This window comes from Alkalimonas sp. NCh-2 (assembly GCF_039631345.1).
Classification (GTDB): Bacteria; Pseudomonadota; Gammaproteobacteria; order Enterobacterales; family Alteromonadaceae; genus Alkalimonas; species Alkalimonas mucilaginosa.
The window spans coordinates 26144-52399 of the sequence record NZ_JBDIUV010000008.1; the positions used below are offsets into that span (position 1 = coordinate 26144).

The following is a 26256-nucleotide window of genomic DNA, read 5'->3' on the forward strand; positions in this document are numbered from 1 at the left end:
CTATGACCACCCCATTTACCTTGACACCCGGCCAGCTCAGCCTGAGCCAATTACGCCAGCTTTGGCAAAATGACCAAGCCATTGCCCTGGATAAAGCCGCTTACCCGGCGATTGCAGCCTCGGCCAAAACCGTGGCCGATGTGCTGGCCAAAGGCAAAACTGTCTATGGCATCAACACCGGTTTTGGTCTGTTGGCCAATACCAAGATCGCCCCGGATCAATTGGAATTGCTGCAGCGCTCCATCGTGCTATCGCATGCCGCCGGCTATGGCGAGCTGATGGCCGACCAGACGGTGCGGCTGATGATGATTTTAAAGGTCAACTCCCTTTCGCGTGGCTATTCGGGGATCCGGCCAGAAATCATCGATGCGATGATTGCCATGATCAATCAAGGCGTGTACCCCTGCATTCCGGCTCAGGGCTCGGTCGGCGCCTCCGGCGATTTGGCGCCGCTGGCGCACATGGTACTGCCGCTGATTGGCGAAGGTGAGGTGCGTTATCAGGGCAAGCAACTGCCAGCCAAAGAAGGCTTGCAACTGGCTGGGCTTGCGCCTGTGGTGCTGGCGGCCAAAGAAGGTCTGGCGCTGCTAAATGGCACCCAGGCCTCCACCGCCCTGGCGCTGGAAGGTCTGTTTAAAGCCGAAGACTTGTTTGCTGCAGCCAGCGTGATTGGTGCACTCAGTGTGGAAGCCGCCCTTGGCAGCCGCTCGCCCTTTGATGCCCGCATTCATGCCATCCGTGGTCAGCAGGGGCAGATCGATGCTGCTGCCATTTACCGCCATCTGCTGGCTGAGCGCTCTGAGCTTGGCGACTCGCATCAGGATTGTGAAAAGGTGCAGGATCCCTACAGCCTGCGCTGTCAGCCACAAGTGATGGGCGCTTGCTTAACGCAAATCCGTCAGGCCGCTGCGGTGCTGGAAACCGAAGCCAATGGCGTCACCGACAACCCACTGGTGTTTGCCGATGAAGGCGACATTCTCTCCGGCGGTAACTTCCACGCCGAGCCAGTGGCAATGGCGGCCGATAATCTGGCGCTGGCCATTGCCGAAGTCGGCTCTTTGTCCGAGCGGCGGATGGCACTGCTGATTGATGCCAGCTTAAGCAAGCTGCCGGCCTTTTTGGTCAACAATGGCGGTGTCAACAGTGGCTTTATGATTGCCCAGGTTACTTCGGCGGCTTTGGCATCGGAAAACAAGTCGCTGGCGCACCCAGCCAGTGTCGACAGCCTGCCGACCTCGGCCAATCAGGAAGATCATGTGTCGATGGCGACCTTCGCAGCACGGCGGCTGGCCCAAATGGCCGACAATACCCGTGGTGTATTGGCCGTCGAGTACCTGGCTTCGGTGCAGGGGCTGGATTTTCGCGCACCGCTTAAATCCACCGAGCGGCTGGAACAGGCCCGGGCGCTGTTGCGCGACCAGGTCAGCTTTTATGCCGAAGATCGCTACTTCGCGCCGGATATCAAAGCCGCCGCCGAGCTGCTGGCCAGTGGCCGCTTAAGCAGCCTGCTGCCTGCGGCCATGCTGCCTAGCCAGTAAGCGATTAAAGCACTAATACCGCACCCCATGCACCAGGCTGCAAGCCGGCAGCCGCACTGGGGTGCTTAGTGGTAACAAGCGGGTAATGGCCGCCTTGCCAATGGCATCGCGGCTATCACTGCGCTCAATCTGGTAATAAAAGTTCAGGTAGGGCTGTTCCTGATACAGCTGCAGATAAGGGTAACCGGTAAGACGCCAGTTCGCCTGAAAGGATGGATACGCCGGGTTGTCGCTTTCAAACACCATGCGGCCATCTGGCTGCAAGTTAAGCCGATAATCAAAGTCACAGTCTTCGGCACTGTAGGGATGCGCAAAATCCACCTCGGTGCGGCCACCATGCACCTGCACCCCGGCCGGTACCAGAAAAAGCCCCAGATTATCCCGGGTAAACCATTGATTCGACTCCACCAGCAAGCGGTTGTCGCGCAGATGCCAACCGGTGTCATCCAGCGCTTGCTGCAACCGGCTGGCTGTTGCCTCTGGGTTTCGCAACATTGGCGAGTAGATCAGGGTGTTTTCACTGACTCGTGCCGGAAAAGGATGCTGATTCAGTTCCACCCGTAGCCCTTGCTGCTGCAATGCAGTGACCAATACACTGGTCTGCTGCGCATCCAGATAACGATGGTTCAAGTGAACGGTTGGTTGGGCGCAGCTTACTAACAGCAATAGCGGCACCAGGGGAGCAGCGAACATGACCACTGCTTTGCTCAACAAGGGATGACCAGCCACAGAAAAAACCACCTATAATTAACAAAACAAGAAAGGATAGCAGTAACATCAAAACAAAATCAAGCAAACATTAACAATTTCCGTTCCTTTTACTACTCAGAAACTGAACATCGTGAGCAGCGGGATCTGGCTAGACCAGTTGTGCAAAGTTTGCTAAGGTCAGGACCAGCTATAATAAAAAAAACAATCAGGCTGGAACCTTACCATGACGCTAACCATTGCTCACCGTATCATCCTTGGATTTGGCTTGATGATCCTTCTGCTGATTGTGGCCAGCGGCTCTGCGCTGCTGAGCTTTCTGTCCATCGAAGCCTCCACCCGCAATGTGAATGAGCGCGCTATTCCTGCTCAGCAGCTTAGCAATCAAGCGCAAATTCAGCTACTAAGCATGGCCAACGCCAGTGCTCAGGGGTTTGCCGCCGAACAACCTGCTTTGATCAATCAGCAACACCAGCTATTTGCACAAGCCGACCACGGTCTGGTGCAATTGCTGCAACAAGTGACAGAACTTTCCCAACAACACAGTGCGCTGCAACAGGCTTTGCAGCAGAGCGAACAATACAGCAGTGCCTACCGGCAATCGGTGCAGCAGATGTTTGCGCTCAGGTTGGAGGTGGAGCAAAGCCGGGCGGAGGTGCAGCAGGTATTTCAGCAATTAGAGCAGCAATTGGATGCTCTTGGTGCTCTGTTACTGGATCTATCCTATCTGGATGGGGTCGATAGCGATACGCTGGAGCTGATCGAAGGCACCGCTGGTCGTATTGACGGCCAGTTGCTTGGCCTCATCAATACCTTACGAGAGGTGGCGAATGCCACCGAGCTCGGCCAGTTGCAGCGCAGTGAAGACAATATAAACTTCGCCTATAGTGATATGCAGGTCAATATCGACTACCTGGCTCAGTTGGTGGCAAACATTGACACCGCTGGGCTTTGGTCGGATTTTCAGGCTCAGCGACAACAACTGGAACAGAACTTACTTCAGGAGCAACCGTTACTTCGCCTGCAACTGCAGCGCCTAACGCAACAGCAACAAGCTCGCCAGCATCTATACCAGGCGGAACAGGAGCTCAGCAACGGCATCATGGCCCTGCAACAAATGGCCAGTGCCGCCGATCAGCAAGTCAGTCAACTGCAGCAAGCCGTTAGCCGTACTATTTCACAAGGCAATTGGCGCAATGTCATCATATTGCTGGTGCTTATCGTGCTGGCCACAGCCATTGCCTGGGTGACCATCCGCGCTATGCTGCAACCATTGGCCAAAATCAACCAGGTGCTGGGCGTGATGGCCAAAGGCGATCTTAGTCAGCGTTTGACCATTCAGCGCGATGACGAGTTTGGCAAGTTGGCCAATAACGTCAATCAGTTGGTCGAGTCGCTTAGTAGCCTGGTCCAGCGTATTCAAAACTACGCCCGCGAACTGAACCAGAATGCACAGCGCTCCGGTTTGGATGTGCAGGATATTCGTCAGGCCTTGCAGCAACAAACCAGCCAAATTGCCAACATTAACACCAGCACACACCAATTAAGCACACAAAGCCAGCATATTGCCGAGCAAGCAGAGCAAGCAGTGCACGAAATGCAGCAAGGCATGCAACACAACCAGCAGGTACATCAGCTATCAGAGCAAAACAATCAACGCATAGGCCACTTAGCTGAACAACTGCACAGTATTGATGCTTTGATGCAACAGGTGAGTGAGCAAGGCAAACAGATTGGCGGCATTCTCGATACCATCAGCAGCATTGCCGAGCAGACCAACCTGCTGGCGCTGAACGCTGCCATAGAAGCAGCCAGAGCAGGTGAGCAGGGCCGGGGGTTTGCCGTGGTCGCTGATGAGGTACGCACCCTGGCTGGCCGCACCCAGCAAGCCACCAACGATATCCAAGCCATGATAGAGACCTTGCAGCACAGCACCATGGCGGCAGCAAAAGCGGTGCAACAGGGCAATCAGGATGCCAGCCAATGTGTCGAGGAAAATCAGCAGTTATTGCAGGCGCTGCAGCAAATACACCATGCTATCCACCAAATACATGGCATCAATAGCAAAATCGCGGATGCAACCGCGACACAGCTGAGTCAGGGCGAAACCATAGGGACGGCGATGGAGTTGGTAGTGCAACTGGTGCAAAACAGCTCGGATAAAGCCGAAAGCACCCAGGCGCATAGTCAAGATGTCACCAAGCTGGCATCAGAACTGGAGCACGCCAGTGCGACCTTCCGCTTGCGGGGTTAAACCGAAACTAAAACGAAATTCTTTTTCCATCAAGGCTGGTTGGTACTCGATCAGTTCAATATTTGCTTCGCGGGCAAAAATACGCTCCTGACTGGTAAAACTTTGAAAGCTGATAATCATGCCTTGCTGGCAATGAAAGCCAAGCATTTGCTGAAAGCGCTCCCGCAAACACTCCATGGATACCATGCTGTCGGCATCAGGATGAAAATACACCAATGTTTTACTCTCTGGATTGTGCCAAAAGAATACCTCGTTATCATCCGCGGTTGCAGGCTCCAACTCACCATGTTGCTGCAAAGACTGTTTCAGGCGACTGAAAAAAAATTCCTGCTGCCTGAGCCGTTCCTGCTCTCGTTGAAACCGTTGTGGCAATGACAACCAGCGGTTGCCAGAGTCCATTTCAATAAAAGCTATCAAATTAAACATCAGGGCCGACACAAACAGCAGGACAAAAGCCCACAACAGGAAAGTGGACCAGAACTCTGAGAGCACCAGAGCGGGTTGGGAAAAAACGATGGAGTGTTCAGAAAAAAGCAAAAAAATAGCACCTGCCGCTATCCCTAGCAAAGTACTGATAGTGGATAATAATAACCATTGGCTACGCATAACGACTCTACCCTGAGTGGCAAAACTACTAAGGTTAGTATGCGTAGCCAGGCACGCTAAGTCCTGACAAAAGCCTGATAAAACTCCGATAAAGTCACTTTTACTCTGATAAATTTGTGTCTGAAGCAGACAATGGCGGCTTATCAACCAACTTCAACGCATCGAGTGCTGATGCATAGCGAAACTGGAATGGCAGTTGACGGCCGATCTGATCCGACAGCACCCTCCGCTGATTATGTCCTTGTGCTACTCCAATTTGCAGAGCATCCAATGCCAGACTGGCTCTGGCTTGCTGATAAAACTGCTGACGACTGGCCCGCACCGGGCAACATAGATTGAAAAGCGCCGGCCAGGCTTGTTGCCGCACAATCTGCTGCACAGCTGCCAGCACATCGCTACTGTGCACCATATTCACAGCTGCATCCGGCTCATCAATCACCCCGGAGCGCAAAAAGTTGGCAGGATGCCGGCCTGGTCCGAATAACCCTCCCAACCGCAAAGTGCAAGTGGGAACTGCGGCTCGCACAATCTGCTCTCCTTGCACCAGCAACTGTACTTTGGCATCACTGAGCTGCAATGGCGTGGACTCATCCACCTCACCACTCAGCCCCTGATACACCCCGGTAGAACTGAAATGGATACAAGCCAGACTGCCGGCAGTCTGCATCAGTGCAGCCAGTGACTCCAGTGCTGCTACATAGCCAGCGCCAGCCTGCTTGCGCCAACCCGGGGTCAGCGAACAAATCACCACAGCCTGCTGAAATAGCGCCTGCAACTCTGCCGTGATTGGCTCCGACAGCGGCAAACTAAGAACCACTCCTTGCACTGTACCCGGTAACTGCTGCACGGCGGCGGCTGATTGCCGGGTCACAATCAACTGGTGACCATCCTGCTGCAACAGCGGCAACAGTTGCTGCCCCAGCCAGCCACAGCCAAGCATGATAATTTTCATGGCGTATTCCTCGGTAACAAGGCTTTGTAGTGGCCGGAAAACAGGGCCACTACTTTATTGGCACTAAGCAGCTCCACGTCGATCCGTTGGCTGGCATTTTTCCCCTGCCGCAATACGGTCAGATCCCCTTTAGCCCCCAGCAAGGAGCAGCGTGCTTGCGGCTGAGTTTGCATGGGTTTCAGATAACGGATGCTGGCATCTGCCAACACCAGGTCCGCCTGCAACTCAAGCGCTTGCAGCTGCAAATGCAGCAACCCCCAACCTGTGAGCGTCGCCAGACTGTAGATACTACCGGCGAACATGGTGCCATGCAGATTGATGTTAGGTGGCAGCGGCACCTGGCATCGTAGTTCACAGCCATCGAAGGCAGTAATCTGCAATTGCATAAACTGGCTGAGTGGAATTTGCTGATGCCAAACCTGCTCTAACTGCTGACATTGCTGTTGCCAGCTCCCGGTGTTAGCTGTGAAACGAATGAAACGCTGCATCCGAAAGTGACGAACACCAAACTGGCTGGCCAGCTCCTCTTGTTGGCTGTAACCCAGCTTTTGATAAAAGCCGAGTGCATTTTCGCGTGCGTTGAGCACCACTTCGCTGCAGCCCAGAGCTAAAGCCTGTTGCTCCAGCTCTGCAACCAGCCTGGCACCTAATTGCTGCCCCTGATAACTGGAGGCAACCGCCATATAACGCAGCTGCGCTCTGGTCGCATCCACCTGATGCAGCCGCCCTACCCCAACCACAGTTTCGCCATCCAGCAGCATGCGATGAATGCTGCTTGTCTCCAGCTCGTCACGTTCCGAGCCTATCGGCTGCTGCCAAGGGGCTCTGAGTTGCTGCCAGCGAAACTGATAATAGGCTTGCCATTGTGCATCCGATTGCGGACTGCTTAGTCGAATACGCATAAATTAGTGATTATCCGTTTGCAGTAAAAAGGTTACAGGGCCATCATTGACTAAGGCAACCTGCATATCTGCTGCAAATCGGCCGGTTGCAACCTGGAGTTGATGTGCTTCACAGCGCTCGACAAAATGCCGGTATAACAGCTCGGCTTGTGCAGGGGCGGCTGCCTGCGAGAAACTGGGCCTTAGCCCCGAGTTGGTATCTGCCGCCAGGGTAAACTGTGATACTACCAGCAACTGTCCTTTGATTTGTTGCACATTCAAATTCATCTTGCCGTTATCATCGCTAAAGATCCGGTATTTACAGACTTTATCCGCCAACAGGGCGGCACTGAGCTCGGTATCCGCTTGCTCCACGCCCAAAAGAACCAACAAACCCTGCTCTATCTGCGCAATTTGCTCGCCAGCCACGCTGACACTGGCGTGACGGACCCGTTGAATTAAAGCTTTCATTCGCAGCATTCCTCCGCTTCGCTGGTATCACCCCCGCTAAGTTGCTCCCAGTCTTTCAGGTAAGCAGTCAGTTCTGCTCCGACTAAAACCACCAGCCAGCACAGATACACCCATAAAAATAAGATGGGAACTAATGCCATGGCGCCATAGATCACCTGGTAGGATGGAAAGTGGGTGATGTAGAGCGCAAAGCCGTACTTCAGCACTTCAAACAGCAGCATGGCCAATAAACCGCCCCAAAAAGCATGCCGGATCCTTACCTTGGTATTGGGCACCACCAAATACAAAATACAAAATGCCAGCCAGGACATCAGATAAGGCACCAGGCCCAATAAGAAGCTGGACAAGCCTGGGGTAAAATCATCGGCAAAGCGGGTCAGCGTGACCAGATAGGAGCTAACCGCGATCGAGGTGCCAAACAAGATAGGGCCTAAAGTTAAAATCATCCAGTAAATGGAAAACGAAATCACCGGCCGTGGCCGCTTGCTAATCCGCCAGATCTTGTTCAGCGTTTTGTCGATATTGTGAATAAGCAGCAAGGCCACTACGATCAGTGCCGAAATACCTATGGCCGTCATGCCCCGGGTATTGCCGATAAATTCATTCAGATAGTCTTTGATTTCATCGCCACGCGACGGCACCACATTGGCATAGAGCAGACTTTCCAGGCTTTGGCGGAACTCCGAAAACATCGGAAAAGCGCTCAGCATGGAAAACATCACGGCAATAAAAGGTACCAGTGATAACAAGGAAATATAGGCCAGATAGCCACCCACCAGATTGATCTGATCCTGCTGGCAACGCTGAATATAGCCTTTGATAAATTGCGGGCTGGCATTGATATAGTCCCGCCACCTGATTGCGTGCACTCACCATCTCCTTGCGTTGGACGCCTGGCTATCATGGTATCAAAAAAATACGCTAAGAACCTGCCTGACGTACAACAACTTTAGTTGATTTGGTGCCTGCTGTTTAACTGGTTCGCCTTAGCAGATGCATCTGCATAGCAAGTTCATCCTGCTGTTTTTGCTCCTGTCGCCGCAGTAACTGTTGCTGATGCAGCTGACGCTTTTGCAATAACTTTGTCATCGCCAGATTATAGGCCGCCTGCTTATTGCAAGCTTGTTGCTGCCTGGCAACATCCTGCTCTGCCTGCACACTCCGCTGCTGCTGCTGCTCTGTCAGGCCCTGCAAGATATGTTTTAAACCGGATAAGTTCTGCAGGCTTAAACTGCACAGCATCTGCTGATTGGATTCCAGGCTGCCTAAATGCTGTGCCAGTGAATAACTCCGTGCTTGTTCCTGCACCGCCAGTGCCTGCAACTGGCTGTGACGACTTTGCATGACTTTGAAGTTTTCTTGTTGGGTTTCCAGATATTTTTTAAGCATACTTCGCCACCAGAGTTGCCAGCTGTTCTTCAGTTTCTGCCAGTGTGACTTGTTGCTGTAAGCCCTGACACAAAAAATGCTCGATGTCTGGATAGAGGGCTACCGCTTTATCCAGTTCTGCGTCCCGTCCCGCCTGATAAGCCCCTAACGGGAGCAGCTCCCGCACTTCCTGGTAACGGCCATACAAACGCTTCAGGCTGTAACAGTGCTTCAGTTGTTGCTCTGAGACAATATTGGGCATCACCCGGCTGATTGAAGCACCGATATCAATGGCCGGATAATGACCACTCTCAGCCAGCTCCCGGCTTAACACCACATGACCATCCAGAATAGCACGGGCGGCATCGGCAATCGGATCCTGCTGGTCATCCCCCTCGGCCAGTACCGTGTAAATAGCCGTCATGCTGCCAGAGCTGTCGTTGCTGTTACCGGCACGCTCGACCAGTTGAGTAAGCTTGCTAAACACCGAGGGTGGATAGCCCCGGGTAGCAGGTGGCTCGCCAACAGAGAGGGCAATCTCCCGCTGCGCCTGGGCATACCGGGTTAACGAGTCAACCAGCAACAACACATGCAAGCCCTGATCACGAAACCAGGCCGCTAACCGGTGCGCCAGCTCTGCACTGCGCATTCGCAACAATGGCGACTGATCGGCCGGAGCCGCCACCACTACAGCTTTACGCATGCCATCACGGCCCAGACTGTGTTCAATAAAATCCTTAACTTCCCAGCCACGCTCTCCCACCAGGCCAACAATAACCACATCAGCACTGGTAAAGCGTGTCATCATGCCAAGTAATTTACTTTTTCCCACCCCGGAGCCGGCAAATAAACCCAGCCGCTGCCCTTGGCCAACAGTAAACAAGCCATTGATGGCTTTAATACCAACATCCAGTGGTGTGGTGACCCCTTTCTTTTGCATGGGATTCACTGCGGTCAATTGCGCTGTGATAGGCTCACCTTTGTTCAAAGCCGGGCCAGCATCCAGCGGCTGCATCAAGCCATCGACCACACGTCCAAGTAAAGCATGACTGACTGTGAGTGCCTGATCCTGCATCAACGGCCGTACCCGGGCCCCGGTTGTTAAACCACTGGCATCCGTCAGAGGCATTAAAAAAGCCTGGTCACGATCAAAGCCAACCACTTCCGCTTCGATCCAGTGGCCATGTTGCCCTTCCACCTGGTAACGCTGCCCCAGGGTATACTGACCGCCTGCAACCGTGAGGATCATGCCATTCACCCGCACCAAGGTGCCAAAACTCAGGCTAAGTGGGCCAGGTTGCACCTGTTGTGTTGCTTGCTGTAAGCGCTCAAGCACCGGCATCGGTCCCCCCCAGCAATTGCTGCTGCAGCTGCGGCAACATAGCCGTCAGGCGCTGACGAAAGTCTAGCAGGTGCAACTGCGCCGCCCCCACAAAGACCGCACTGCCGGCGGTGACACTGGGATCAGCCTGCAACTGCACACTGCCCAGGGTGGAGACGTCCAATTGCTGCCATACCAGCATATCCTCTGGTGCCAGCTTCACCGTGTGGATCTGTTCTTTTAACTGCAACAGCGGCAGCAATGACTGCACGGCCTGCAGTAAATGCCTTGGTTGCACACTGAGCTCTGCTTCCAGGGTACTTTCAGCCAGGGTACTGACCAATTCATACAGGGCCTGGGCCAACTGCTGTTCCTGCAGTTGCTGATGCTCTGCCAATTGCTGCTGTAACTGCTGCAATTGCTGTTCGAATTGTTGCCGTAGCGCCCGTACAGCCTGCCTGGATTGTTCATCCACCGTACGCTGTGCCTGCTGCTCAGCCTGGTGTAAAGCCTGCTCTTTTCCTGCATCAATACCCAACAGCTTCCCTTCAGCCAACCCGCGCTCATAGGCCAGTTGCACTTGCTGCTCAATGCTTTGCAGGGATGTATCACGTTGCACACCGGGAAAACGATACAGGTCCGCCATCATTTACCCCAGGGTTGCTTCTTCGTAGAGGCGATAGTCCACTTCACCTTTGGTCATCATTTGCCGGATCATTTGCATTATCTCTGCCCTTGCCGCTTCAACTTTGCTGATGGTTTGTGCTTTGGTGTTTTCAATTTGCTGCCGGTACACCTGAGCCAGCCGCTTTGGCAAGGCCGCCATAATGTTGTTTAGCAGCTCTGCCTCACAGCCTTTGAGCGCAACCACCCATAGTTCATCCGGAATTTCATTGAGCAAATACGCCAATACATCCGCATTTTGCCGCGCCAGCGAGCCAAAGTCGTACATTTTGTCCTGCACCGCTTCCGCCGTTTCTACATTGTGCAGTTTCAGTAAATCCATGATCTCGGCTTTATCCCCGCGGTACCGGTTCATGATTTCGGCTACTTTTTCCACCCCATTTACCCGGGCCCCAACCTGCTCTCCAACGTAAGCAATGCAGGCATCCAGTGTATGGCGTAAATCATCCATCACGTGTTCACTTACTTCGCGTAAACTGGCAATCCGATACAAAATATCGTCATGCTTCGGCTTGGGAAACAGCATAATCACAGCAGATGCCTGCTCGGCTGGTAAAAATGCCAGCAAGAGTGCTTGCATCTGGATATGCTCTTGCTCTAAAAAGCGCGCCAACAGCTCTGCTGGCACCCATTCCAACCGGCGAATATCATCTGCCAGTGCACCGCCATAGATATCATCCAGCATACCCCGCGCCAGCTTGCGCCCGACAGCCCTGTCCAGCGCTCGTTCCAGATAAAGCCGGGAAGCACCACTGACACCACTCTCACTGCGGTAGCAATCAAAGAAGTCCTGCAAAATCAACGCAACATCTTCTTGCGTCACATTGGTGATTTTCGCCATCCGCTCAGACAAAGCCTGGACTTCATGCCGGTTCAGCTTTTTAATGATACCGGCTGCATTTTCTTCGCCCATGCTCAACAATAAAATGGCCGCCCGATCCAGATCGGTGATGCTGCGGCCAGACTCAGATCTTAGTTGATTCAATGCTGACTCCCTGCTCTACCCAATATTTAATCACTGCGGTGACCCGCTCAGACTCTTTGCTGGCTAACAGCTGCATATGAGCAATTTGCTCAGCAAATTCAGAGCCAACCTGTGGCAAACTAATGACGTTAAAGCCAGGCTGCGGCATATCCCCGCTGTTTGCTTGACGATTGTCTGTCGCACTGTCATTCAGCGAAGCTGCCTGACGGTCAGACAATGCTGCAACCGGCTCATCTTGCGGCAGAGCAGCCGTCGGTTCGGTATCCAGAGGGCGTTGCTTTTTGCCACTAATCAGATGATTGACCAAGGGCCGGACCCCAAACAGAATAAGCGCCAGCGCAATTAAGCTGCCAAACAAGTAACGGGCGTATTCTCTGATCTCCGGCAACTGCCACCAGGGCAAACCAGCCAGCGGGGTGCTCAGGGGCGCTACCGGCATAAAATCAAAACTGGTAATATTAAACTGGTCACCACGCTCGGCCTGAAAGCCGGTCGCAATTTTGACCATCTCACCCAATTGCTGCAGTTGCGCCTCGGTCCAGCCTTCCTCGCCGGCGGCTCCCTGATTCACCAACACCGACACACTCATTGACCGGAGCCTCCCCACTTCATAGCGGGTGTGGGTCACCGCCCGGCCACTCTCAAACTGCCGGCTGCTTTCATTGCGTTCAGAGGTACGCTGATTATTGTCTGCGGCTTGCTGATCGGCCGGCAGGGGTGGCTGATTTGCCAACGCGCCAGGGATCCCCATGGCCAGTTGATCCAGCATGGTATCTGTTTTCACCGACTCGGAGCGAAGCACTGAGGCAGGATCGATGGCTTCACGGGTTTCTTCGACCACACTAAAATCAACATCAGACGACACCTGAATGCGGTAGTTGCCATCGCCTAAAATAGGGAGCAGCATAATGGCAGCACGCTGTTCGATATTGCGTTCCAGCTTCTGCACAAAGGCGAGTTTCTTATCTGTTTCTTTGCCGATTGGGGCATCGTCGTACAAATCACCGGTCAGCAACCGGCCTCGTTGATCCACCACAGATACATTGCGGGGATCCAATCCGGAGACACTCCCAACAATCAGGCTCACAATCGCCTCGACCTGATTACCGCTTAGCTCATAGCCCGGCGCTAAATCCACCATCACCGAAGCTGCGGATTTCTCTTCCTGCCGGCCAACAAACAAACTCCGTTTCGGAATAGCCATATGCACCCGGCTGTTACGAATACCATCCATGGTAATAATGGTACGTGCCAACTCACCTTCCAAGGCATGCTGATACTGCATGGACTCCATAAACTGACTGGTTCCCATCGTGACTTTGTCACCAATAGTCGACAGCCCCTCAGGCATGGCAGCTTTGACACCGCGAGCCGCCAGCATAATGCGCGCATCAGCTAAACGATTTTGTGGCACCATGATATTGCCGGTGTTGGTATCAATACGAAAAGTGACCTTCTCCCGGTCCAGTATTTCCAGAATTCCAGCTTTGTCGTAATGCTCCTGGTTGCCATAGAGCGGCACATAATTCTTGGCGGAAGTCCAAAGAATTAACACAATGGTGGCCGCCACCAGCGTTGCCAGCAAGGCAATGGACGCAATGCTCCGGTCCCCGGCCTGCAACCAGCTGAAACGGCTGGACAGGTTAATAACCTTCTCCCGCAAGTTACTGTCGCTGGCAGCCGCTGGCGTGGCTTTTACAATTTCACCTTTCATCACAGTGTCCTTACAATGACATCCGCATCACATCATCGATGCCGCTCAATACTTTATTGCGTACCTGCAGCAACATAGAGAAACTTAAATCCGCTTTTTGGCTCGCAACCATAGCGCCAACCACATCATCGCTGCGACCGGTATCCACAGCCGTCATCAGATCCGCGGCAATATTCTGTTGCTGGTTTACCGCGCGAATGACCTGGGAAAAATCACTGCTGATGCCGCTGTCATTGCGGGCAGGCGCAATGCCTTCATTCCCGGCGACTTGCTGCAACCTGGTCATCATGTCCAGCATCTGGCTTTGACTGTTTACGGGTGAAATCATCATCGTTATCCTTAAGAAGCTAATGCATCAATGTTGACACCATGCTCACGCATGGCAGCTAATTTGTAACGCAGGGCACGGGTGCTCACCCCCAATGCCTGGGCAGTGAGTGTACGGTGACCGTTGAACTTGTTGAGTACATTTAAGATGTAATCAAACTCAGCATTTTTCTTGCTTTGTTTTAACAAACTGGCGCAAATCGCCGCCGCTTGTGGATGGCATTGCGGTAAATTCAGATCGGCAATTTGCAGCTCCATACCACGAGCCATCACCAATGCCCGCTGCATCACATTCTCCAGCTCACGCACATTGCCCGGCCAGTTGTATTGCAGCAGCACATTCGCCGCGTCACGACTTAAGCGATAGTTGCCATTGCCGTATTTTTGAAGAAAGAACTCCGCCAGTGGCAAAATATCGTCCCGCCGCTCACGCAAGGCCGGCCAACTGAGTGGCAACACATCCAGCCGGTAAAATAAATCTTCCCGGAATAAGCCTTGCTCCACCTGGCTGCGCAGATTTTTGTTGCTGGCGGCAATCACGCGAATATCCAGCTTGATGCGATTGTTGCTGCCCAGCCGCTCTACTTCACGCTCCTGCAGTACCCGCAACAGCTTGGCTTGCAGCGCCAGCGGTAGCTCTGAAATTTCATCCAGCAAAATAGTGCCGCCATTGGCGGCTTCAAATTTACCAATCTGCTGGTTTACGGCCCCGGTAAAGGCGCCTTTGTTGTGGCCAAATAACATGGCTTCTAACATATGTTCAGGAATGGCAGCGCAGTTCACTGCAATAAAAGGCTGGTCGGCACGATCTGAAGCCTGATGAATAAAGTTAGCCAAACGCTCTTTACCTGTGCCGGACTCGCCAAGGATCAACACACTGGCTTCTGTTTGCGCGGCCCGGTTGGCCAACTGCAAAATCTGCCGGCTTGCATGCGAAACCGCGACCAGATCTTGTAAGCCCCGGCTCATTGCTGTGGCATTGCGAATGGACGTTTTTAACTGAGACGTAAAAAAAGGCTTCAGTAAATAATCAATTGCGCCGCTTTGTAAGGTATCGGATGCTACTACACTTTGGTCGTTACCCACCATGCTGATAATTTGTGCTGACGGCAGCTTGCGACACACCAGACTGACCAAATCCGGCAACGCCATTTGTGTCATATCGCAATCGATAAACACCAGCGCCGGTTGATAATCATGGCACAGGCTGACGATGTCAGTAACCTGGGCGGTATGCAGCAGTTGATAGCCTTCACTACAGATACATTGGCGGATTTCCGCATCCGGCTGTTGTTGTGCTATCCAAAGGACATAAGCAACATTCATCGAGTAGTAACCTCCTGTTCTGTTCCTGCGCGAATAAGTCGGACGGTAACCCGACTGTTCGTCGCTCCAGACGTGCCTTGGTGATGTAACAATGGGTAGCGATTACCATGGGCCCTCACCTCCAACATGGCGGCTTTGACACCCAGCTCGATCAGCTGTGCAGCCACTTCATCGGCTCTTTCTTTTGATACCAGTCGGTTGGCTAACGAGGTACCCACATCATCACTGTGGCCATCAATCAGAATTTTGTGGACGGATGGATCAAATTGCAGATAACGCACCAGTTGAGCCAACTGCACCAGCTGTGGTCGGGTGAGAGTACGCTGGCCAGCTTTAAATGGAATGTCGCTATCTCTGGCTTGTTGCCAGGACAGCGGTGCCATCTGTGCGATGCAGCGGCGAAACTGCGCGACAGCTTCCGCGCCACGCACACTGGTGAGTAACAGTGGTTGTACCTGACCCGGAGCACCCAACTCGAACTCCAGCCAATGGCCGGATTGTATCTGTTGCAATAGCGGCAAAGCCGCTGCGATAAAGCTAACCTGCCGGTCGTGGTACAACTCAGCACTGTAAGGATAGGAGCTAGTGGCAACGATGCGCTGCTGCCAGTCTGCAGGCCGGGCCATCACACTGGCCTCGGTTAACGCCTGATGCGGTTGTATCAATTCCAATTCCAGCCGCAGAGAATAACCGGGCTCTACCAGGAAACTTACCTGGCCAAAACCACGAACTTCCTGTTGCATACGGCAATAAAAGGCACTGCCGTGCAACTGCCAGTCAGCCCGTTCCGCCGGTTGCACCAGCACAGGTGCAGGCAGGGCACCAGCTGCGGCAGTGAACCAGAGAGTCAGAAATACCATAGACACATCGTAAACCTTTTAATAAACCACAACGGTCACTGCCAGGCAGCAACACCAAGGTTGAAGAAACTAAAAGGAAAACTGCATAGAAAAGCGCTCTGCTTTGCAGCGGACAGCCGCGCAGACAGAGGCAACCCAGAAGGATGCCGCTAAGCTAATGCAACCCCGCTATCGTAGCGTACACATACGCTGTAGACCGGAGGCTTTGCGTCCTGCCCTTTCGGTGCAGTTTGCCTTTTAATTGTCTTAACATTTTTCATAAACAGCAGTGCTGATTATGAATTGAAACTGAACAAATTAAACGATAACTAAATCAGTACCATAAGGCAAGCATATTTTCTTGCACCATGGTGTTTACTTTTTAAAATCACAGGCTTATCGCCGTACATTTTTTCACCTATCACAAATACACTGCCGTAACTGTTCGGACCAGAGTAGCTTATGCAAGACATTAATGTTAATAAACCGGTGCCATTTCGCCAGGAAATGCAACCATAGCACCGGGCTGTGACCAGCAGATGACAGCCCACTATTCAGCCTGGCTGACCGTTCAATCACCACTTAACCCAAGGCCCCAATCACGTTAACCCGCACCGTTTCCGGGATTTCATTGTAGGACAACACCGCCAGTGAGTTTTGCGTAAAAGTACGGGCATAACGTGCCAGCAAAGGTCTTAATTGTGGCACCACTACCAGGGCTGGTGTTAAACCTTGCTGCTGCATCTGGCTGCTGATCAGTGGCATATGGCGCTGGAACTGACTGAGCAGATTGGGCGCAACCGGAAAACTATCCAGCGCCACCTTACCCGCCTGCATCGCCTGGTTCAGCGCACTTTGCAGCGTTTGCTCCAGCTTCTCATCCAGCGTATAGGCACTGAGCTCTTCTTTGTCACCACTGATTTGCCGCACCAGCGCCCGCTGCAAAGCGCAACGCACATCGGACGTGAGCAGAATAGGATCTTTGGTCACCTCGCTGCTGTCGAGCAGGGTACTGGCAATGCTGAGAATATCACCAAGACTGACCTGTTCACGCAGCAACAGGCGGTACACCTTCAACTGCACAGTATCGCTCAGGGCTTTATCCAGGGCTTCGGCCAGTACTGGTGCTACCGCAGCCAGTCGCTTATTCAGTTGTTTTACATCTTCATACACAAAGAGATCGGCCAAATGCTCTTTAATGACTTTGCCGGCATGGGTGGCGATCACAGTAGCCAGATCCACCACCGAGTACCCCAGGTTCAGAGCTTTCGCCCGGTTGTCAGCTTCAACCCAGACGGCCTCCAGGCCATAGGCTGGATCCCGGGTTATTTCCCCATCCAACTGGCCATAGACTTCACCAGTGTTCAGTGCCAGTAACTGCTGCGGATTTAACCGGCCGGTTGCTAAGGGCACCCCCGCCAGTTTGATACGGTATTCCTGCGGGTTTAACTGCAGGTTATCCCGCACCCGCACTTCGGGTAATAAAAAACCGCTCTGTTCAGACAAGGTTTTACGAATGCCACGCAAGGTCTGCACCAGTTCCTCCCCTTTGTCTTTGTCGGCCAGATAGACCAGTCGAAAGCCCAGCTCAATCGAAATACGATCCACATAAGGGATATCCTCCCAACTAAGCGCTGAGGGGGTTTGCACTATGGTCTCGGTAAATTGCTCCACCTGCGCCAGCTCGCCCTTATCCACCCGCTGCTGCATACGCCAGGCAACATAAATAAGCGGCAAAGCAAAGCCAATAAAAGCCATCCCCGGCATACCGGGGACCAGCCCCAGGATCAGCATAATGCCACCAGTGGTGAACAATACCCGTGGTGATGCCAGCAGCTGCCGCCCCACTTCATCGGACATTTCACCTTCATCGTTCATCCGTGTCACGATAATGGCCGCCGCTACGGCCAGCAGTAACGAGGGGATTTGCGCCACTAAGCCGTCACCTATGGTCAGCAAGGCAAAGCGCTGGAAGGCTTCCCCCATGCTCAGACCATGCTGGAAGGCACCAATGCTGATGCCACCAATCAGGTTGATCACCAGAATAATTAAGCCGGCAATGGCATCCCCACGCACAAACTTGGAAGCACCATCCATGGAACCATAGAAATCGGCCTCGCGCGCCACTTCATTGCGTCGCTCTTTTGCCTGCTCCGGGCCGATTAAACCGGCATTTAAGTCGGCATCTATCGCCATCTGCTTGCCGGGTAAGGCATCCAGTGTAAAGCGGGCAGCGACTTCCGAAATCCGCTCGCCCCCTTTGGTGATCACCACAAAGTTAATCACCATCAGAATAACAAACACCACCAGACCGACGACGTAATTGCCGCCAATCACTACTTCACCAAAGGCCTGGATCACCCGACCAGCAACATCAGAGCCTTCATGGCCATGCAACAAAACCACCCTGGTTGACGCAATATTCAAGGTTAGCCGCATCAGGGTAGCCACCAGCAACACAGTTGGAAACACTGAGAAGTCCAGCGGCTTCTTACTGGATACCGCCACCAACAAGACGATCACGGACAGTACAATGTTGAAGGTAAACAATGCATCCAGCATCCAGGCGGGCAATGGCAACACCACCATTGCCAAAATGGCCAGCAGTAGCACCGGTATTGCGGTGTAAGGTTGGGTAAGAGTTCGCCAGTTCACTGTTTAACTACCTCGGACATTCGCTTTATCTAACAAACTTTTCGGGATCTCCAGCGCCGGTAAGGGGGCTGGTTGCTGACCACGGCCATTTTTATATGCCTTTAACTGCATCACATAGGTCAGCACATAGGCGACCGCCGTGTATAAACCTTTCGGGACTTCCTGATCAACCCGGGTCGAGTAATACACCGCCCGGGCTAATACCGGCACTTCCAGCACTTCAACCTGGTGACGCTGCGCCACCGCTTTAATCCGTAGCGCCATCTCATCAATGCCTTTCGCCACCACATAAGGGGCTTTGGCATCTTGCTCACTGTAGCGAATCGCCACCGCATAATGGGTTGGGTTCATTACGATGACATCGGCCTTCGGCACCCGCTCCTCAATTTTTCGATTCGCCATCTGGAACTGGATCTGACGGATCCGCCCTTTAATTTCCGGGCTGCCATCCGACGACTTCCGCTCTTCTTTGACTTCCTGCTTGGTCATCTTCACCTTGGAGGAAATCTTGTACTGCTGATAAGGCACATCTATCGCTGCAACCAGCAACAACAAAGTGACTGTGATCATCAAACTCAATGCCAACAGGGCAAAGCCTTCCTGCAGGGCGGCGGTGAACCCCATCCGTTGTAAAAACAGCAAGCGTGTCCAGAGCTGACTTAAAAAGCCATACAAGCAACCGCCCAGCAGCACTACCTTAATGATGGATTTCAGCAGCTCGACCAGGGCATTCATGCTAAACATCCGTGCCAGACCAGTCAGCGGGTTGAGCTTATTAAACTTGGGTGCAGCCAAAGCTGCTGAAAACGTAAAACCGCCCGGCAAGGTCCCCACAACCCACATCGCCACAAACAGCAAGACTAAAAATGGTGTCAGCGCACTCAGCATCGCCAGCAATGCCTGACCAAGCGCCAGCGGCATCAGTTTATCGTTTGCCAGCATCTCTTTATTCAGTTGCATGCTGCTTTGCATCAGTTGCATAAACAGCGTGAACAACAACTGCGAAAACCACAGCAAACCACCGACTCCCAACATCAGCAAGATGGCCGTATTCAATTCTTTCGAGCGCGCGACCTGACCATCTTTACGGGCTTTTTTCAGGCGTTTTTCGGTGGGCTGTTCGGTTTTTTCCTGGGAACTGTTTTGCTCTGACATCCCTTACCCCACCAGCAACCGCATGCTATCCAACACCTGGCTTGCCAGTGCCGCATAATGCACGCCAGTTTGGCTTAAGGTTAAATACACGCAGACAAAGCCAAGCAGTAAGGTCATCGGAAAACCCAGCACAAAGAGGTTTAACGATGGTGCCGATCGCGTGGCCACCCCAAAGGTCAGATTCACCAGCAGCATGGCTATCACCGCCGGCAAAGCGACCAGCAGTGCAGCCCCAAACATCCAGCCAAACAACTGCAGCAACACCCCAATATTCAACTGATACAAACCACTGCCTACCGGCCACAAGGTCAGGCTGTCGACCAGAATAGCCAGCGTCACCAGATGGCCGTTCAGCGAAAAAAACAGCAGAGCTGACATCACCCAGAATAAATGGCCCAGCAAGGATGTCGAATCACCGCTGCCGGGATCCATCATCATCGCCATCGACAAGCCCATCTGCATCGATAAAATAAGCCCGGTCAGGGCCAGGACTTCAAACAAGATACGGACAGCCAGCCCCATCATAATGCCAAAACTAATTTGTTCGACCGTGATCACCACCGCATCCAGCGAAAAGGGATCCACCTCTGGCATGGCCGGTAGGGTTGGCCCTACCAGAAAACTTAAAAATAGCGCCAGAATAATGCGCGAGCGTGGTGTCACCGCCGGGTTATCAAACACCGGCATCGCCCACAGCAGCGCCGACAACCGGATAAAAGGCCACCACACAGTGCCTATCCAGCTCATCAACTCACCACTGCTTAGCGATATCAGCGAGTTCATCCAAATACACCCGGAATAATTTGCGACAAATTTGCAAACCAGTTCAGCAGGGTTTTAATCAGCCAATGGCCGGAAAACACCACCATCAGCAACGTCAGCAACATCCTGGGCAAAAAGGTCAGGGTTTGCTCCTGAATCGAGGTTGCCGCCTGAAACACGGCGACGACGATGCCAAGGATCAGGCCCGGTACAATCAATACCAACAACATCTGAATAATGGTATAGACGGCCTGGGAGATCAGCTCCGTGGCCTGTTCCGGACTCATGGGAAGGCTCCGAACGTCGCTGCCAGGGTTCCTGCCACCATGGACCAGCCATCGGCCAGCACAAACACCATCAACTTAAAGGGTAAACTGATAATCAGGGGGGACAACATCATCATACCCATCGACATCAGCACACTGGCCACCACCAGATCAATGATTAAAAAAGGAAGAAACAACATAAAACCAATCTGAAATGCCGTGGTTAGCTCACTGAGCACAAAGGCCGGCATTAATACTTCCAGCGGCACATCAGCCGCGGCCATGCTGGTGGGCTCATTGGCAATCAGCAGCACCTGGTGCAATTCGTTTTCACGTGTTTGCGCCAGCATAAACTGCCGTATCGGCTGTTCAGCCCGGGCCAGCGCCTGCTCCATGGTCATTTCTTCAGCCTGGTAGGGTTTAAAGGCGTTCTGGTAGACGTCCTGCCATACCGGCCGCATAATCAGCAGGGTTAACATCAAAGAGATACCAATTAATACGCGGTTTGGCGGGCTTTGCTGCAAGCCCAGTGCCTGGCGTAATATCGCCAGCACAATGATGATGCGGGTAAAGGACGTCATCACCATGAGCAAGCCGGGGATCAGGCTGAGCGCCGTCATCAACAACAGGATTTGCAGTTTAACACTGTACTCCTGGCCACCATCGGTATCCCGGACCGATAGCAGGGTAAGCTCATTCGCCGACGCCAAACTTGGTACCAGCAGCAATACCAATGGCAGCAGCCACAACAGACCGGACGACAGCTTGTTACGCATCTTGTTCTTCCACAGCATTGCGCTGTACAAACTTAAGACCATATTTGCCATCGACCATCACCACTTCGGCTCTGGCAAAGAGGACACCATTGACTTTTACATCCAGCGGCTCTCCAACCGCTTTCTCCAGCGGCAGTACATCCCCTACCGCAGCCCGGCTCAGCTCACCTAAGGTGACCTCAGCACTGGCAACTTCCAGGGTGACGGTCAGCGGTACATCACGAAACATTGACAAGCCATCGGTTGAGGCTGACTGCGGCAGACCTTCCGGCTCAAACATCTCGTCCATATCCATCATATCCAGTCCGGCCAGGGCTGCATCCAGACCATTGCTGTTATTCAGAGTGTCGCTCATTGTTCTTGCTCCCGGGTGACGATATCAGTAATTTGAAATACCAGACGGTTGCCTTCTTCAGCTACTTTGCCGTAAAACAACCGCTCTTTATTTAAGTGAAGCGCCATAGCACTGTGCAGCTCAATAGGTAGCACCTTGCCATTCAGACAGTCCTGCAACTGGCGCAAGCTAACTTTCTTACGTGCCATCTCAATGCTGCACTGCACAGGTACGTGCGACCATTGGGCAGCATCTACCGCGGCTATCTGTACCGGGCTGCTGTTGTCTTCTGGTTGGATAAAAAAGTCCTGTGGTAACCACAAATACCAACTGATGGCTTCGCTTTCGAGCAGCAGCCGCACCTTCAAGGGCAGATATTGAAACTGTTCCGACTCCAACTGCTGCTTCACCGCCGTAGCTGGCAACACCGATTGCTCCTTAAACAGCCGCTGCTGCATGGCCTGTAACTGGCGCTGTGCAATGCGGCTGCAAATGCGTAACTCAGAGGCACTCAACTCGGTTTTATCTTCGCTGGCAACGGCTTTACTCAGTTGTCCCCCCAGCATCAGATCCGCCAGGTGGTGTACACCCGTGTAATCCAGCGCCAGATAGCAGTTGCTGTCTGTCGGCACCAACACCGGACAGTGCAACAGTAAACGACCGGGTTCGGCCAACCAGCTGTCCAGGCCTGTGCCCTGACATAGATTCATCTCAATACTAAATTCAACATCTTGCAGCAGGCGGCTAAGCTCCAGCTCGACGGCCTGAGCCAGCTCTGGCAGCCTCTGCCTGGCCAGTACCAGCGCCCGGCTATAGTTGCGTTGGTCCAGCACCAGTGCAAAAGGTGGATAGCCTGCTGCCTCAGCGGCAGGTATGATTTTTGAGCGTGTCATCATCTTATTCATCTGCGGTTTTTTGTGTGGTGCGGGCACTGTCTTGCGACAGGCGATACGCTTTTTTACTTAACAGGCGTAGTAACTTCAGTCGCTGTTCACGTTTAGCATCCAGCCAGCTCAAACCAAGGAACACCAGCTTGTCACTGACCTGACGGCGGTAAACCACTTCAGCAGCCATCCGGATCCGTTCATCGTACTGAACCAGAATCACATCCGGCACGTTTTTACTCAGCGGCGCCAGCAAGCCAACACCCCCTAAACTCATATCCTTGACGACAGCCTTACAAATCTGGCTGCCAAACAAGCTGCTTTGCCACAGCGTCACCGGCACTCCCTTCGTTTGCACTTCATGAGGCTGATTTGCCGCACAAAAGTACCAGCGTAAATACTTGCGGGATACATCTGTCTTAGTGATTGGCATCGTGTACCTGTACCCCTGAGCGTCCGACGGGCTGATTACGACGTGCAGCATCGGCCGCATGCTGTACCGCGTCTGCGCCATGATCCGGCGAAAACAATTTATTCAGCTCGGCTTCGGCCGCACTGGTTAAAATAAGCAGTTCAATCCGGCGATTTTCGCTGCTGCCTTTATCTGCTTTGTTTAACGGCCGGTTTGCTGAAAAAGCCGCCACCTGAGCCACCCGCTCTGCTGGCATGCCACCAGCCACCAGCACCTGGCGGGCCTGAAGAGCCCGATCTCCAGACAGCTCCCAGTTGCTGTATTGGCTACCGCTAAAGGGGGTATTATCGGTATGGCCGGAAATAATCAGTTTGTTCTGCACTTTGACGAACACCGGCCCCAGGCTAAGCAGCAAATCTTCGAAAAAGGGGGTCATGTGGATTTGCCCACGCACGAACATTTGCCGCTCCTGTGCATCGCGAATAATCACTCGTAAGCCGGATGGCACTATATCCAGTTGAATGTGTCCCTGCGCCAACTGTTCTGCCATCAGTTGCTCAAACGCCTGCAGCAGTAAGCTTAGCTGGGCCGGGCTATCAAACTGACCGTCAATCAGCGAGTTTAGCTTGTCCCCCATGCCAGCCAGCGGCTGCTCATCACCAGAGGGAACCTGCAGGTACTCCGACATGCCTGGTATCGGGTTATCCGGTGGCAATCGATTGGCCGAGTGCGAGTCCGCCACCGATGGAGTCCCCCCCAAATCAACCGGAAATGGGCTGTTTTTTGGGGCAAAGGGATGTGGGCTGCCATCAAAAATGGAGTGGGTGCGCATGTAATTAGCAATCTCCGCCCGCTCTTGCACGTTTGAAACTTCTAAAATCCACAGCACCATAAAAAAGGCCATCATCGCCAGGGTAAAATCGGCAAAAGCAACCTTCCAGGCACCACCGCCTTTGCCTTTTCCTGAGGCGCGTGGGCCGCGCTTAACTATTATTGGCATGCTGTTCATCAGGCGGCCCTGTCATTGATCCATTGTTCCATCGTGGTGAAAGATGGCTTTTGCTCTTCATTGATCATGCGCCGGCCTGAGTCCGTTGCTACGATAGCAACATGCCCTTTGGCGTGCGCCACCAGGATAGCCCGTACACACTCCAGCAAGGCGATCTGCTTTTTCACATACTGCTCCATCGCAGCACTGAGCGGTGCCATAAAACAATAACAGCCGAAAATACCGATAAAGGTCCCCACCAAAGCTGCGGCGACGTGATAGCCGATGCTGCTTAAAGGCCCATCCAGATGCTGCATGGTGATAATAATGCCGCCGACAGCAGCCAAAATACCAAAACCGGGCATGGCCTCAGCAATCACCCCCATCGCCGACGATGGTTTCAGTTTTTGTTGCTCGATGGTGTAGATTTCCTGCTCCAGCAAGCTGTCAAAGTCGTGGGCAGTTAATTTGCCCATGCTCATCAGCCGCAGGTTGTCGCAGACAAAGACCACCAGGTCCTCATTTTCCAGCACCAGCGGGTAGGCCAGAAAAACGGAGCTGGTACTGGGGTTTTCCACATGCTCGTCCAGCTCGCGTAAACCTTTACTCTTGGCCAGATCCAGCAAGGTATGCATTAATAACAGCAGCTCTCGATACAAGTCCGCACTGTTTTTTTGTTTGATAAATTGCGACCGTACCTGACTCCACATTTCTTTTAAGACATAGCCGGAGTTCCCCACGATTAAGGCGCCAAAACCAGCACCGAAAATAATCAAAAACTCGGCTGGTTGCCACAAAGTGGCGACATTGCCCCCGGCAAACATATAGCCACCAACCACTGCACCCAGCACTATGGCAAACCCTAAAATTCTCTGCATGACGTTGCTTCCTGTACCCTTACCACTGCGCCAGCTTTTTGCTGAGCATTTCGACCGATTGTTTATGCAACTGACACACCCTGGACTCTGTCAGCTCCAGTACCAGCGCAATCTCCTTCATATTCAGCTCATGGCTGTAATACAGCTGCAGCAGCAGCCTGTTGCGTTCCGGCAGCGATGCCATGGCTTTTTTTAACGATAGTTTCAACTCCAACTGATTCAGATTGCTGCTGCCCAGCTGCGATTCGGACTGCTGCTCCAACAGCATATCGAGGCTTTCCATGGCTTCAGCCTGGCCGACATACTGCAGCTCCAGCAAGGTTGTCATATCAATACCTAAGGCGGCACACAGTGCCTCATCACCCGGCACATGCCCAAGCTGCCGGGTCAACTCACGGGTTTTATCCCGTAATTGATGCGATTGCTGCCGCAACTGACGTGGGCGCCAATCGGTCCGACGAAATTCATCCAGCATGGCACCCCGGATCCGTTTAAAGGCATAGGATTCAAATTGCTCATCCGGCTCCCGGCCGTACCGGCGCAATGCACTGAGCAGGCCCATCAAACCAATTTGCTGCAGATCATCTTTATCGACCATGCTGCCCACCAGGCTGCGCAAGTGGGCTGCCGCCCGCTTCACCAGATATCCGTAGCGGTTCAGTGCAGCGGTTTCCTGCGCTTCTGTCCGTGTAAAACTGCCAGCCTGCTCAGGCTCACACCATTGATTGGTTGCCAACATCATCGCGCCTTACTGGATAAACACATTCGTAACCAGCACCTGTTCAATCTGATGACTGAACTTGTGCAAACGTAAAGCCTGATTGAACTCGTGCAGCAGTTGCGCCTGCACCTGTGGAATATCTTTAAAGTCATTCTTCACATCAAGATGCTGGCTGTTGCTAAAGTGCTGGACCAACGCATTGCGCAGCAATGGCACAGCGTCCTGCAACATAGCCAGCACCACAGGATCATGGCTGACCAGGGTCAGCTCCAATACCAGATAACGAGAGTGATGCTGGCTGTCGACACTGATTACAAAGCGTTCCAGCGGAAAAAACAGTGGCCTGGTCGGCTCTGCTACTTGTGGGTTTTGCTGGCTGTACCAGTAACTACCACCCACACCCACCGCAATCAGGCAAACGGCTGCAACGATCAAAATTAATGTTTTCATC

Annotated in this window: 28 protein-coding genes and 1 riboswitch; of the genes, 2 read left to right on the forward strand and 26 right to left on the reverse strand. The window is 52.9% G+C overall.

Annotated features, from left to right (window positions below; all coding sequences use genetic code 11):
* Window positions 1-2: 2 nt before the first annotated feature.
* On the forward strand, window positions 3-1538 hold the full coding sequence (gene hutH, locus ABC502_RS17180; RefSeq protein ID WP_345916774.1) for a histidine ammonia-lyase: 1536 nt from the start codon (window positions 3-5) through the stop codon (window positions 1536-1538).
* 12 nt (window positions 1539-1550) lie between these two features.
* Here hutH and ABC502_RS17185 read toward each other — a convergent pair whose 3' ends face one another.
* The gene (locus ABC502_RS17185) at window positions 1551-2231 is read right to left on the reverse strand and encodes a hypothetical protein (RefSeq protein ID WP_345916775.1); all 681 of its coding nucleotides are present in this window, start codon (window positions 2229-2231) and stop codon (window positions 1551-1553) included.
* A gap of 241 nt (window positions 2232-2472) precedes the next feature.
* On the opposite strand from ABC502_RS17185, the gene ABC502_RS17190 reads away from it, so the two are divergent.
* Complete coding sequence (locus tag ABC502_RS17190) at window positions 2473-4500, forward strand: methyl-accepting chemotaxis protein (RefSeq protein ID WP_345916776.1); 2028 nt, start codon at window positions 2473-2475, stop codon at window positions 4498-4500.
* Here ABC502_RS17190 and ABC502_RS17195 read toward each other — a convergent pair.
* From ABC502_RS17195 to ABC502_RS17315, 25 genes are all read right to left on the reverse strand, one after another.
* Window positions 4456-5106: a hypothetical protein gene (locus ABC502_RS17195; RefSeq protein ID WP_330087406.1), complete on the reverse strand. Its 651-nt coding sequence runs from the start codon at window positions 5104-5106 to the stop codon at window positions 4456-4458. The two genes, ABC502_RS17190 and ABC502_RS17195, sit on opposite strands and share 45 nt — an antisense overlap.
* A gap of 100 nt (window positions 5107-5206) precedes the next feature.
* Window positions 5207-6058 carry an epimerase gene (locus ABC502_RS17200; protein ID WP_330087405.1) on the reverse strand — a complete coding sequence of 284 codons (852 nt, stop codon included), beginning with the start codon at window positions 6056-6058 and terminating at the stop codon, window positions 5207-5209.
* Window positions 6055-6960: a bifunctional GNAT family N-acetyltransferase/hotdog fold thioesterase gene (locus ABC502_RS17205; protein ID WP_330087404.1), complete on the reverse strand. Its 906-nt coding sequence runs from the start codon at window positions 6958-6960 to the stop codon at window positions 6055-6057. The genes ABC502_RS17200 and ABC502_RS17205 overlap by 4 nt, the downstream gene beginning before the upstream one ends.
* 3 nt (window positions 6961-6963) lie before the next feature.
* Complete coding sequence (gene dtd / locus ABC502_RS17210; RefSeq protein WP_330087403.1) at window positions 6964-7410, reverse strand: D-aminoacyl-tRNA deacylase; 447 nt, start codon at window positions 7408-7410, stop codon at window positions 6964-6966.
* Window positions 7407-8279 carry a virulence factor BrkB family protein gene (locus tag ABC502_RS17215; protein WP_330087402.1) on the reverse strand — a complete coding sequence of 291 codons (873 nt, stop codon included), beginning with the start codon at window positions 8277-8279 and terminating at the stop codon, window positions 7407-7409. Before ABC502_RS17215 ends, dtd begins: the two co-directional genes overlap by 4 nt.
* Window positions 8280-8382: 103 nt before the next feature.
* Complete coding sequence (locus ABC502_RS17220) at window positions 8383-8799, reverse strand: hypothetical protein (RefSeq protein ID WP_330087401.1); 417 nt, start codon at window positions 8797-8799, stop codon at window positions 8383-8385.
* Window positions 8792-10120, reverse strand: coding sequence for a FliI/YscN family ATPase (locus ABC502_RS17225; RefSeq protein WP_330087400.1), 1329 nt, complete (start codon window positions 10118-10120; stop codon window positions 8792-8794). Before ABC502_RS17225 ends, ABC502_RS17220 begins: the two co-directional genes overlap by 8 nt.
* The gene (locus ABC502_RS17230; protein ID WP_330087399.1) at window positions 10107-10745 is read right to left on the reverse strand and encodes a FliH/SctL family protein; all 639 of its coding nucleotides are present in this window, start codon (window positions 10743-10745) and stop codon (window positions 10107-10109) included. The genes ABC502_RS17225 and ABC502_RS17230 overlap by 14 nt, the downstream gene beginning before the upstream one ends.
* A 3-nt stretch (window positions 10746-10748) precedes the next feature.
* Window positions 10749-11768 (reverse strand): FliG C-terminal domain-containing protein, encoded by a 1020-nt coding sequence (locus tag ABC502_RS17235; RefSeq protein WP_330087398.1) that lies wholly within the window; start codon window positions 11766-11768, stop codon window positions 10749-10751.
* The gene (fliF, locus tag ABC502_RS17240) at window positions 11749-13482 is read right to left on the reverse strand and encodes a flagellar basal-body MS-ring/collar protein FliF (protein ID WP_345916777.1); all 1734 of its coding nucleotides are present in this window, start codon (window positions 13480-13482) and stop codon (window positions 11749-11751) included. The genes ABC502_RS17235 and fliF overlap by 20 nt, the downstream gene beginning before the upstream one ends.
* A 10-nt stretch (window positions 13483-13492) precedes the next feature.
* Window positions 13493-13813 (reverse strand): flagellar hook-basal body complex protein FliE, encoded by a 321-nt coding sequence (locus ABC502_RS17245; protein ID WP_330087396.1) that lies wholly within the window; start codon window positions 13811-13813, stop codon window positions 13493-13495.
* A gap of 8 nt (window positions 13814-13821) precedes the next feature.
* Window positions 13822-15135: a sigma-54 dependent transcriptional regulator gene (locus tag ABC502_RS17250; RefSeq protein WP_345916778.1), complete on the reverse strand. Its 1314-nt coding sequence runs from the start codon at window positions 15133-15135 to the stop codon at window positions 13822-13824.
* Complete coding sequence (locus tag ABC502_RS17255) at window positions 15132-15995, reverse strand: OmpA family protein (protein WP_345916892.1); 864 nt, start codon at window positions 15993-15995, stop codon at window positions 15132-15134. Before ABC502_RS17255 ends, ABC502_RS17250 begins: the two co-directional genes overlap by 4 nt.
* Before the next feature lie 155 nt (window positions 15996-16150).
* Window positions 16151-16240: riboswitch (cyclic di-GMP riboswitch) on the reverse strand.
* A gap of 316 nt (window positions 16241-16556) precedes the next feature.
* Window positions 16557-18629 carry a flagellar biosynthesis protein FlhA gene (flhA, locus tag ABC502_RS17260; RefSeq protein WP_330087394.1) on the reverse strand — a complete coding sequence of 691 codons (2073 nt, stop codon included), beginning with the start codon at window positions 18627-18629 and terminating at the stop codon, window positions 16557-16559.
* 3 nt (window positions 18630-18632) lie between these two features.
* Window positions 18633-19784: a flagellar biosynthesis protein FlhB gene (flhB, locus tag ABC502_RS17265; protein ID WP_330087393.1), complete on the reverse strand. Its 1152-nt coding sequence runs from the start codon at window positions 19782-19784 to the stop codon at window positions 18633-18635.
* A 3-nt stretch (window positions 19785-19787) separates the two neighbouring features.
* Window positions 19788-20567 carry a flagellar biosynthetic protein FliR gene (fliR, locus tag ABC502_RS17270; RefSeq protein ID WP_330087392.1) on the reverse strand — a complete coding sequence of 260 codons (780 nt, stop codon included), beginning with the start codon at window positions 20565-20567 and terminating at the stop codon, window positions 19788-19790.
* Window positions 20564-20833, reverse strand: a complete 270-nt coding sequence (locus tag ABC502_RS17275) for a flagellar biosynthetic protein FliQ (RefSeq protein ID WP_345916779.1) — start codon at window positions 20831-20833, stop codon at window positions 20564-20566. The genes fliR and ABC502_RS17275 overlap by 4 nt, the downstream gene beginning before the upstream one ends.
* Window positions 20830-21588: a flagellar type III secretion system pore protein FliP gene (gene fliP / locus ABC502_RS17280; protein ID WP_345916780.1), complete on the reverse strand. Its 759-nt coding sequence runs from the start codon at window positions 21586-21588 to the stop codon at window positions 20830-20832. Before fliP ends, ABC502_RS17275 begins: the two co-directional genes overlap by 4 nt.
* Window positions 21581-21943 (reverse strand): FliM/FliN family flagellar motor switch protein, encoded by a 363-nt coding sequence (locus ABC502_RS17285; RefSeq protein WP_345916781.1) that lies wholly within the window; start codon window positions 21941-21943, stop codon window positions 21581-21583. The genes fliP and ABC502_RS17285 overlap by 8 nt, the downstream gene beginning before the upstream one ends.
* Complete coding sequence (locus ABC502_RS17290) at window positions 21940-22818, reverse strand: FliM/FliN family flagellar motor C-terminal domain-containing protein (RefSeq protein ID WP_345916782.1); 879 nt, start codon at window positions 22816-22818, stop codon at window positions 21940-21942. Before ABC502_RS17290 ends, ABC502_RS17285 begins: the two co-directional genes overlap by 4 nt.
* A gap of 1 nt (window position 22819) precedes the next feature.
* The gene (locus tag ABC502_RS17295; RefSeq protein WP_330087387.1) at window positions 22820-23239 is read right to left on the reverse strand and encodes a PilZ domain-containing protein; all 420 of its coding nucleotides are present in this window, start codon (window positions 23237-23239) and stop codon (window positions 22820-22822) included.
* On the reverse strand, window positions 23226-24218 hold the full coding sequence (locus ABC502_RS17300) for a flagellar motor protein MotB (RefSeq protein WP_345916783.1): 993 nt from the start codon (window positions 24216-24218) through the stop codon (window positions 23226-23228). The genes ABC502_RS17295 and ABC502_RS17300 overlap by 14 nt, the downstream gene beginning before the upstream one ends.
* A gap of 8 nt (window positions 24219-24226) precedes the next feature.
* Entirely contained in the window at window positions 24227-25084 is an 858-nt protein-coding gene (gene motA, locus ABC502_RS17305; protein WP_330087385.1) for a flagellar motor stator protein MotA, read from the reverse strand.
* Window positions 25085-25103: 19 nt separating this feature from the next.
* Window positions 25104-25826 carry a FliA/WhiG family RNA polymerase sigma factor gene (locus ABC502_RS17310; protein WP_345916784.1) on the reverse strand — a complete coding sequence of 241 codons (723 nt, stop codon included), beginning with the start codon at window positions 25824-25826 and terminating at the stop codon, window positions 25104-25106.
* A 6-nt stretch (window positions 25827-25832) separates the two neighbouring features.
* Complete coding sequence (locus tag ABC502_RS17315; RefSeq protein WP_330087383.1) at window positions 25833-26255, reverse strand: flagellar basal body-associated FliL family protein; 423 nt, start codon at window positions 26253-26255, stop codon at window positions 25833-25835.
* Between the last annotated feature and the right edge of the window lies 1 nt (window position 26256).

What these genes read in the sequence shown, in the direction of transcription:
- ABC502_RS17205 (WP_330087404.1), bottom strand. Translation starts at nt 6,960, where the DNA reads ATGCGTATTCGACTAAGCAGTCCGCAATCGGATGCACAATGGCAAGCC.
- ABC502_RS17310 (WP_345916784.1), bottom strand. Translation starts at nt 25,826, where the DNA reads ATGATGTTGGCAACCAATCAATGGTGTGAGCCTGAGCAGGCTGGCAGT.
- fliR (WP_330087392.1), bottom strand. Translation starts at nt 20,567, where the DNA reads ATGAACTCGCTGATATCGCTAAGCAGTGGTGAGTTGATGAGCTGGATA.
- hutH (WP_345916774.1), top strand. Translation starts at nt 3, where the DNA reads ATGACCACCCCATTTACCTTGACACCCGGCCAGCTCAGCCTGAGCCAA.
- ABC502_RS17290 (WP_345916782.1), bottom strand. Translation starts at nt 22,818, where the DNA reads ATGATGACACGCTCAAAAATCATACCTGCCGCTGAGGCAGCAGGCTAT.
- ABC502_RS17300 (WP_345916783.1), bottom strand. Translation starts at nt 24,218, where the DNA reads ATGCCAATAATAGTTAAGCGCGGCCCACGCGCCTCAGGAAAAGGCAAA.
- ABC502_RS17230 (WP_330087399.1), bottom strand. Translation starts at nt 10,745, where the DNA reads ATGGCGGACCTGTATCGTTTTCCCGGTGTGCAACGTGATACATCCCTG.
- ABC502_RS17275 (WP_345916779.1), bottom strand. Translation starts at nt 20,833, where the DNA reads ATGAGTCCGGAACAGGCCACGGAGCTGATCTCCCAGGCCGTCTATACC.
- fliF (WP_345916777.1), bottom strand. Translation starts at nt 13,482, where the DNA reads ATGAAAGGTGAAATTGTAAAAGCCACGCCAGCGGCTGCCAGCGACAGT.
- ABC502_RS17190 (WP_345916776.1), top strand. Translation starts at nt 2,473, where the DNA reads ATGACGCTAACCATTGCTCACCGTATCATCCTTGGATTTGGCTTGATG.
- ABC502_RS17295 (WP_330087387.1), bottom strand. Translation starts at nt 23,239, where the DNA reads ATGCCAATCACTAAGACAGATGTATCCCGCAAGTATTTACGCTGGTAC.
- ABC502_RS17255 (WP_345916892.1), bottom strand. Translation starts at nt 15,995, where the DNA reads ATGGTATTTCTGACTCTCTGGTTCACTGCCGCAGCTGGTGCCCTGCCT.
- ABC502_RS17195 (WP_330087406.1), bottom strand. Translation starts at nt 5,106, where the DNA reads ATGCGTAGCCAATGGTTATTATTATCCACTATCAGTACTTTGCTAGGG.
- dtd (WP_330087403.1), bottom strand. Translation starts at nt 7,410, where the DNA reads ATGAAAGCTTTAATTCAACGGGTCCGTCACGCCAGTGTCAGCGTGGCT.
- ABC502_RS17245 (WP_330087396.1), bottom strand. Translation starts at nt 13,813, where the DNA reads ATGATGATTTCACCCGTAAACAGTCAAAGCCAGATGCTGGACATGATG.
- ABC502_RS17220 (WP_330087401.1), bottom strand. Translation starts at nt 8,799, where the DNA reads ATGCTTAAAAAATATCTGGAAACCCAACAAGAAAACTTCAAAGTCATG.
- ABC502_RS17225 (WP_330087400.1), bottom strand. Translation starts at nt 10,120, where the DNA reads ATGCCGGTGCTTGAGCGCTTACAGCAAGCAACACAACAGGTGCAACCT.
- ABC502_RS17200 (WP_330087405.1), bottom strand. Translation starts at nt 6,058, where the DNA reads ATGAAAATTATCATGCTTGGCTGTGGCTGGCTGGGGCAGCAACTGTTG.
- flhB (WP_330087393.1), bottom strand. Translation starts at nt 19,784, where the DNA reads ATGTCAGAGCAAAACAGTTCCCAGGAAAAAACCGAACAGCCCACCGAA.
- ABC502_RS17315 (WP_330087383.1), bottom strand. Translation starts at nt 26,255, where the DNA reads ATGAAAACATTAATTTTGATCGTTGCAGCCGTTTGCCTGATTGCGGTG.
- ABC502_RS17285 (WP_345916781.1), bottom strand. Translation starts at nt 21,943, where the DNA reads ATGAGCGACACTCTGAATAACAGCAATGGTCTGGATGCAGCCCTGGCC.
- motA (WP_330087385.1), bottom strand. Translation starts at nt 25,084, where the DNA reads ATGCAGAGAATTTTAGGGTTTGCCATAGTGCTGGGTGCAGTGGTTGGT.
- ABC502_RS17185 (WP_345916775.1), bottom strand. Translation starts at nt 2,231, where the DNA reads ATGTTCGCTGCTCCCCTGGTGCCGCTATTGCTGTTAGTAAGCTGCGCC.
- ABC502_RS17250 (WP_345916778.1), bottom strand. Translation starts at nt 15,135, where the DNA reads ATGAATGTTGCTTATGTCCTTTGGATAGCACAACAACAGCCGGATGCG.
- fliP (WP_345916780.1), bottom strand. Translation starts at nt 21,588, where the DNA reads ATGCGTAACAAGCTGTCGTCCGGTCTGTTGTGGCTGCTGCCATTGGTA.